We start from the raw sequence: 7023 nt of genomic DNA on the forward strand, positions 1-7023 counted from the left end.
TGCACGCGCCTGTTACTTCGCATACTAGGCCGCCTGCGCTGCATTCTGTTGCGCAACATCGTGGACGGCGCGGTTCGACGTCCAGGGCCGATGCCGCGCAACAGATACATGGCTTGGCCGTGCCAATCGCTCTCTAGTAGCGCGCCGAGCGCTGGGCGTTGCCCGGGTTGTAGCCCGCCCAAGCGGCGATGACGTCCGACTCAACGACGCTCGTTGCAATGTTGATAAAGCTGCCGGCACGGGGCAGGTCGGTATGGAAGTCTTCGAGCAGGTTGGGCTGGAACCTAAAGTCCTCAAAGTTGACGGTGTTGGGGTTGTAGAGCTGACAAGTACCATCCTCGGTAGAGATCGGGCCAACCATGTAAACGGCCTTGTGCTCTACGGCCTCGGTATCGTCGACGTCGATCACCTCTCCGCGATCGTGCGCGGCGGCGGCGTGCTCCATGAGCTCGAGGAATCGGTCGGCTTCGGCGCTGCAGAGTACGCAGCGCGAGAAGAGCACCGTGAGGGCATAGCCCGTCTTACGACCCAGTTTTTCTCGTAGCTCGTTAAAGCGCTGTGACTGCTCCGGGGTCATGCGCGTCTTGGACGGCGCGGTCTGCTTGAGTCCGCACGTCTTAAGGAACATCGCGTTGGCCTTGCGCAGGGCGCTCATAGCGGCAGAGTCGCTCTTTGCCGCGGAGACGTCGATGCGTCCTCCCTCGGGAATCTGCTTATATCGAGAGAAGCCCTTCTCGCCCTCGACGGGCATCCAGTACGTAATGACGTCATTTTCCACTACGCTAAAGCGGCACGTAAAGGGCGCGCCGATTGCCGGCGCCTCGCCGTAGAACTTTACGCGTACGGCTTGGTCGGTGTCCGCCATCCACATCATAAAGCGCTGGCTATTGTCGCCGTCATGGCTCCGGAGCTTTGCAATAAGGTAGCAAACCGAGTCGCAACGGCTTTCGAGTGCGGCGCCTCTTCCGGTGGCGATGGCGCTTATGCCTTGGGCCTTGAGCTCGATGTCGCGGTGCAGCGCGTTGAGCTCTTCGGATGTCAACAGGTCTTGGCCGAGAAGCCCCGCGACAAGCGCGCCGACTTCTATGTCGGTAGTAAGGGCGGCGTCGATAACCTTGCGGTGCGCCTGGTGGCTTGCATAAGCCGGTAAAGGTTTGCGGCCTGTGGCAAATCCAAATGGGTCTCGGATCTGATCGCCGCCGCGATAGAGCGGCTCCAAAAAGAACATGTTCATGTCATTTTGCTTGCCCTGCTTTTGACCGTAGGCATCGAGGGAGTTCCAGACATGCTTTTCTGCAATGGGGTTCATCCACAGGCTGATTTTCGATTTTTCTGTCGAGGAGGTCGAAGTGCTCTTTTTGGAGCTTGCGGCGGGACGAGAAGCCGGTTTCTGATATCCAGCGGGGAGAACTTGCTCAAGATCGAATTTTTTAAGCAGCCTAACGTAGACTCCGACCGATGCTTCTTCTGCCATTTCCGCCATGACTGACTGCGATGGGTCGTCGACAAAGGAAATGCGCGTTTTGCCATCATCGGAGACTGCCTGGCAATAGCCGCATCGAAGTGCAACGTAGCCTTCGTTGTCGCTGCCATGGTCAAAGTACATCTGCTCTTTGCATCCGAGTGTGCCGGGGACGAATGCGGTCGGGTTTGCTATGTCGGGGATCGTAATAGCAGCGCCGGTCGCGCGTTTAAGCTCATCGAAATACTCGACGTATAGCGGAATTTTGTAGTGCTGGACGAGCGCCTCGAGAACGACGGCGTTGGGCACGGAGTGCGCCACGCGATAGCATGCGGAGTTATAGCCCCATTCGACATCGGTTGCATCATCGGGGATTCCGTGACCCGCCATGGTGGGCAGGACTTCATCGGGTGAGTCAAACGTTCCATCGGGCGTGCCGCAAATCGCCTGGAGCGAGAACCCGCCAAAGCACTTGTCGAGATCGTCGTGGATATATGCGCAGCAGTCATGATTGGGAAAGACAATACGAAACGTCATCGCACCCATGGCTTGGGACATGTAGACGTTGCCCGACGCCTGAGCATCGGACTCTGCCTGGGCATCGGACTCTGCCTGGGGCTCTTCTTGGGCGCCAAACTGGTCCTTGAGGAAGTCGAAGTACAGGGACACGTTTCCGCGCTGCGCATACGAACGCATGATGGGGTCGGTGGTGTCCTCAAAGTACTTTTGGCTTCCGTCGGGCATGGACATGGTTCCCATGCCGCAGCGGAACAGGGTGTCGATGGCACCGTCGAACCCCTCTGGGAAATACACCCAGCAGCTCTTGTCGACCACGTTTGCAAACGAGACGCTATCGCCCTGCGCATCGGCGATCACGGCGCCGGCGGCGATCTCATCGGCATCGGTGTACTCGTAGTAGACGGGAACGCCGATCATCTTGGAGATAGTCTTGGCAACCTCCAGCGAGGGGATGCCGTTGTATTCGTACTGGAGCGAGTTGTAGCCCCAGACGACGTTGGTGACCTCTTCGCCGTCGGACCCGCAGGTCTCCAGGGCGGCATTGGTGGCGTCGGTCGGATCCATGTGCTGGAAGTCCTCGTAATCGGGGATCACGGCAGCAAAGCAGAACTCGCCATAGTCTCGCTCCAGGGCAGCTTTGGCCTGCATGCAGATATCGTGGTTGGGAAACACGATGCGATTGACAATCTGGTTGATCGAGATCCCTCGGTCGGTATCTTGAAGCAGATGCTCAAAAATCTCGTCCATCGTTCCTTCTTTCATATGCGGTGGAAGCCCACGATCCCGGTTTTGAGCTCGTGGCTTTGCTAACTCGAACGTTACCGCCCCGATGGGCGAGAGCGTTGCGCAACATCCACGAACGCGTGAATTTCGATGCAGAGCGAGCTGTGTCGAGACGTTGGCGACGATAGGCTAGACGGACAAGCCCTGCGCAAACCCGTGGCATATAAAAACGCGCCCGCCGGTAGATTGTTGTCGGCGAGCGCGTTTGGCCCTGCATATGAGCTGAGGATGGGGATAGAGACTAGGCCTATTCTTTGATGAAGAAGCGTAGTATTACGGCTGTGGCGAATGAGGCAATGCAACACAGGGCCGGGTAGATGGGACCGGAGCAACTCATAGACATCAACGCCATAATCGCGGCCACAATGGCGAGCAGGGCAAAGCCGATGCGTGCGATGAGTGTCTTTTTCTGCAGGAATGCCATGATAAGGCCAATAAGGGAGATGAAGACCGGAATTGCCCAGCAGATAGTTAGCATTTGGACATCGTCAATGCCGCTGCTGCCGTACGCCGACATCGTATCGGCATAGTCGCCCAGCTCCAGCATGGTGTAACTGGACTTAAGGCGATATGCCTCGCCAGCCGTGCTATCGCCGCCAAAGAAACTGGAGAGGTTGTTGGCGCCATCGGAGATGTACTGGGATGTTTGAAAATCGTCGGCGGAAGGCGAGAACCACGGCATAAAGGCCAGGATGAGAGCGATGATGCCAATGACCAGTGGGACGATGAGGTTAGTGTCGAGCGAGATGCTCGGGGTGCTGATCGCTGGCTTTGCCGGGCTGGGAGCGGTGGTGTGGGTGGCGGACGCCTTGATCGTTGCGCCGTCGTGAGATGTGGTGGCCTTGGCCGGAGCGGGTTCGGCGGCAAACTTGTTTCCGCACTTGGGGCAGAAGGCGACGCCGTCGGGGATTTTCTCTCCGCATTTAGGGCAGAACATGGTGCTTCCTTTCGTTGGGAACCTTGTCGAGTCCTAAGATAATCTTTGGCCGTCCGGTTATGTTGCGCAACATTGCGCGCGATGGCGTGGGTATCCTTAACGCAAACGAATTAAAGGCGGAGAAAGGATCCCCATGAGTTTCTTTGACGATCTTCAGAACTCTATCAATCGTGGCGTTGCCGGCGCCAACCGCACGGGCAACACGATTAAGCTCAAGGCGCAGCTGAGCGAAGCCATGAAGCGCCGTCAGACCCTTGCTGCCCAACTTGGCGCAAGCCTGTACGATGCGACTAAGGATGACCCCACGTTCCGCGCCGGTCGCGAGGCTATCTATGACGGCATTGCCGCCATCGATGCCGAGCGTGCCGGCTATCAAGCCGAGATTGACCGCATCGAGGCCGAAGCCCAGGCTGCTCAGGCTGCTGCCGTGCGCTATACCTGCCCGTTCTGCGGTTCTTCCGTTGCCGCCTCCGACCTGTTTTGCTCCGGTTGCGGAAAGCCTATGGCAGAGATCGAGGCGGAAATTACTAAACAGCGAACCAGAGGTATTGCGACGGCGGCAGCTTCGAGCGCGTCAAGCGTTGCGACGTGCCCTCAGTGCGGAGCTCCCATCAACGAGGGTGATATGTTCTGCATGAGCTGCGGCGCCAAGTTGGAGCCGGCGTCCGAGCCGAAGTCTCAGCCGGTTGCCAAGCCTGAGCCTGAGCTGGTTGTCGTGCCCGAACCGGTTGCCGTGCCTGCGCCGGAGCCGGTTGTTGTACCCGATCCTGAGCCGATTGCAGCTCTCGCACCTAAGCCCGAGCCGATCGTTACACCTGCACCTGCCTTTGAACCCGAGCCGGTCATTGTTCCCGAGCCCGAACCTGCCGCTGCGTCTGCACCCGCGTTCGCGCCCGAGTTCGTGCCTGCTGCAGCACCCGTACAGGCAGCCGCGCCTGAACCCGAGACAGCCGTTTCTCTCCCGAGCAACACGTGCCCCACTTGCGGTGCACCCAACGATCCCGAAGACAAGTTCTGCATGCATTGCGGCACCAAGCTTCGTTAACGCAACTTTAGTATCGACAAAGCTGAGCTTCGTCATGGGGCCGGACCCCTCTAGGCACTGCGCCTAGAGGGGTCCGGCCCTTTGCATTGGGCGTTTCGGCGCCTTATCCAGCTACCGTTTAATGTTGCGCAACAGAATTTGACCAACACCGTTTAGGGTTGAGATGTCCGGTGGATAAGAGAAAGGAATCTGCCATGCGAAACATCAAGAAATGTTTCAGGGGGGGGTGTTGGTCGGAGCGCTTGCGCTCTCGATTAGTTCCCTTGTTGTGGGCAACGTAGCTGCTCTCGTTGCGCCCACCCCGGCGTACGCCGCCTCCAAGAAGTCGTCCAAAAAGTCGAAGAAGACCAAGGACGGATCGGTAAAGGGCGTTAAGGTCAAGAAGAAGGTCGACAAGTATTCTTGGGCAGAGCTCGCGAAGATCTCCGACGCCATGACCAAGTCTGGTAGCCGCAAGGCTGCCCTCAAGATCGCCAAGGAGTACAAGCTCTGCGACAAGAAGGGCAAGCTCGACGGTACCCAGACCAAGAGTGTGGCGCTGTCTGCGGGCAAGACCTCGGTCCGTATCGTCGGCTTCTACCATGACGACCTGTCTGATGGATCCGGCAAGGCCGGCATCACGTGGCAGTTTGTCGATGGCATGTGCAACACGGACTTTCTGAGCGAAAATGGCGCCCGCGGTTTCGATAATTTCAAACTCATGGATACAGTGATGCAGGGTCTTGCAGCCGATTCTTGGCTGCCGTCGGATCTCACCAGCCGTTTGGCAACGGTTTCAGTCAAAACGGCATCCGTCGATTCAGGCAAAAAAGGCGAGGCGGTTTCTTTCGACGCCAAGCTGTGGGCTCCCTCGGCTGTTGAGGTCCTGGGCGATGCCAAAGACATGGCAGGCTTAAATCGCGATACTGAGTGGATGGCAAACGCGCTGAATGCCGAGGGCACACAGTATGACCTATTTAAAGACCAGGGTCTAAGCTGGGACGATCAGTCGGGGGCGTTCTCGGATTATCCAACATCCTATTTTTATACCTGCTGCTACAGCGATGATGACTTTGTTGAGCAGAATGATGCTATGAATGGCAGTCACGGAACGGTGAAAGAGGACGCCACGCCGGATATTTTCAAAACCAGTGATTCGGATGACGATCAATGCGTGACCGTCTATAGGTCGCTGTTCTTGAATCCGAAAACGCCGGATGAAAATTTCAATAACTATGCCATTTCGATTGGTCAATCCAAGTTTTCCGATCCTGGCCGCTACAAAGCTTTAACCAACCCCGGCGACAAGGTGACCCAGCCCCTGTTCTGCCTTACTCCCGCCGCCGATGAGGACTCTGCTGCCGCAGAATCCAATAGCGTTACCATTCAGGACAGCGTCGACAATTACAGCTGGAGCGACCTCAAGGTTATTGCCGACGAGATCGCCGACGCGGAGAATAATGGCGGCGATCCCTATGCCGTTGCTGTCAAATACCATCTGGGAGATGAAGACGGCATCCCCACGGCTTCTAGCTATAAGACGGTAGAGCTCAAGAACGGCGTGACGACTAAAGCGTATATTCAGGATTTCGCTTGGGACGATCGCGCCGATGGCAAGGGCAAAGCGGGCATCACGTTTATGTTCGACGACATTGCTCCGTTCGAGGCCGCTATGAACAAGGACGGCGCCAATTCTGGCGGCTGGAAGGATAGCGACCTTCGTAAGACGCTCAACAAGCAGTTCATTAAAGAGCTGCCCAATGACCTTAAGAAAAATCTTGTTAAGGTCAAGAAGCTTACTAACAACACTGGCGTGACGACCGATGCCTCTTCTGTGACGGAGACCGAGGATACGCTATGGCTGCCGTCTGCCTTGGAACTTTTTGGGAATTCTGGAATCGAAAGTGAATCTCGGGGACTCATTAGACGGCAGCCCGACCAGATTGCTGTCTACGAGAAGGAAGGCGATTTGTTCGTTGAGCATTTTTATCAGTCCCACAAGCACATCGAAGGCTGGAATTCAAATACTCCCTCTGCATGGACGCGCTCGTGCGATGCGTCTCAGTCTGGAGCCTTTATTGTCTATAACGGTTCTGTTCTCTACCCGGGTATTGAGGCCGACGAAGCACATGCGGTTTTCCCTGGTTTCTGTCTGTAGTCGTTAATACTGCTCAACGGTGATCATGGACCCTCGGAGAGGAATCCTCTCCGAGGGCTTTTGTTCAAGACTTTAGTCCGCTGGCCGCGCAGCGGCCAGCTTTAAACCACCCGCTACGCGGGTGGAGACAAACGGCTTTA

Annotated in this window: 4 protein-coding genes; 2 read left to right on the forward strand and 2 right to left on the reverse strand. The window is 56.8% G+C overall.

All coding sequences use genetic code 11. The features are described from left to right. Window positions 1–133: 133 nt before the first annotated feature. Together AB5Z14_RS07330 and AB5Z14_RS07335 are read right to left on the reverse strand one after the other, a co-directional pair. Window positions 134–2728, reverse strand: a complete 2595-nt coding sequence (locus AB5Z14_RS07330) for a hypothetical protein (RefSeq protein WP_368130916.1) — start codon at window positions 2726–2728, stop codon at window positions 134–136. Window positions 2729–3011: 283 nt separating this feature from the next. Next, complete coding sequence (locus AB5Z14_RS07335; protein WP_368130917.1) at window positions 3012–3701, reverse strand: zinc-ribbon domain-containing protein; 690 nt, start codon at window positions 3699–3701, stop codon at window positions 3012–3014. A gap of 133 nt (window positions 3702–3834) precedes the next feature. Here AB5Z14_RS07335 and AB5Z14_RS07340 point away from each other — a divergent pair, with 133 nt between their 5' ends. Beyond that, window positions 3835–4746 carry a zinc-ribbon domain-containing protein gene (locus AB5Z14_RS07340; protein ID WP_368130918.1) on the forward strand — a complete coding sequence of 304 codons (912 nt, stop codon included), beginning with the start codon at window positions 3835–3837 and terminating at the stop codon, window positions 4744–4746. 229 nt (window positions 4747–4975) lie between these two features. Beyond that, entirely contained in the window at window positions 4976–6883 is a 1908-nt protein-coding gene (locus tag AB5Z14_RS07345) for a DUF6273 domain-containing protein (RefSeq protein ID WP_368130919.1), read from the forward strand. Window positions 6884–7023 lie beyond the last annotated feature (140 nt).

It is taken from the genome of Collinsella aerofaciens (assembly GCF_040910265.1).
Taxonomy (GTDB): domain Bacteria; phylum Actinomycetota; class Coriobacteriia; order Coriobacteriales; family Coriobacteriaceae; genus Collinsella; species Collinsella aerofaciens_BK.

What these genes read in the sequence shown, in the direction of transcription:
- AB5Z14_RS07330 (WP_368130916.1), bottom strand. Translation starts at nt 2,728, where the DNA reads ATGGACGAGATTTTTGAGCATCTGCTTCAAGATACCGACCGAGGGATC.
- AB5Z14_RS07335 (WP_368130917.1), bottom strand. Translation starts at nt 3,701, where the DNA reads ATGTTCTGCCCTAAATGCGGAGAGAAAATCCCCGACGGCGTCGCCTTC.
- AB5Z14_RS07340 (WP_368130918.1), top strand. Translation starts at nt 3,835, where the DNA reads ATGAGTTTCTTTGACGATCTTCAGAACTCTATCAATCGTGGCGTTGCC.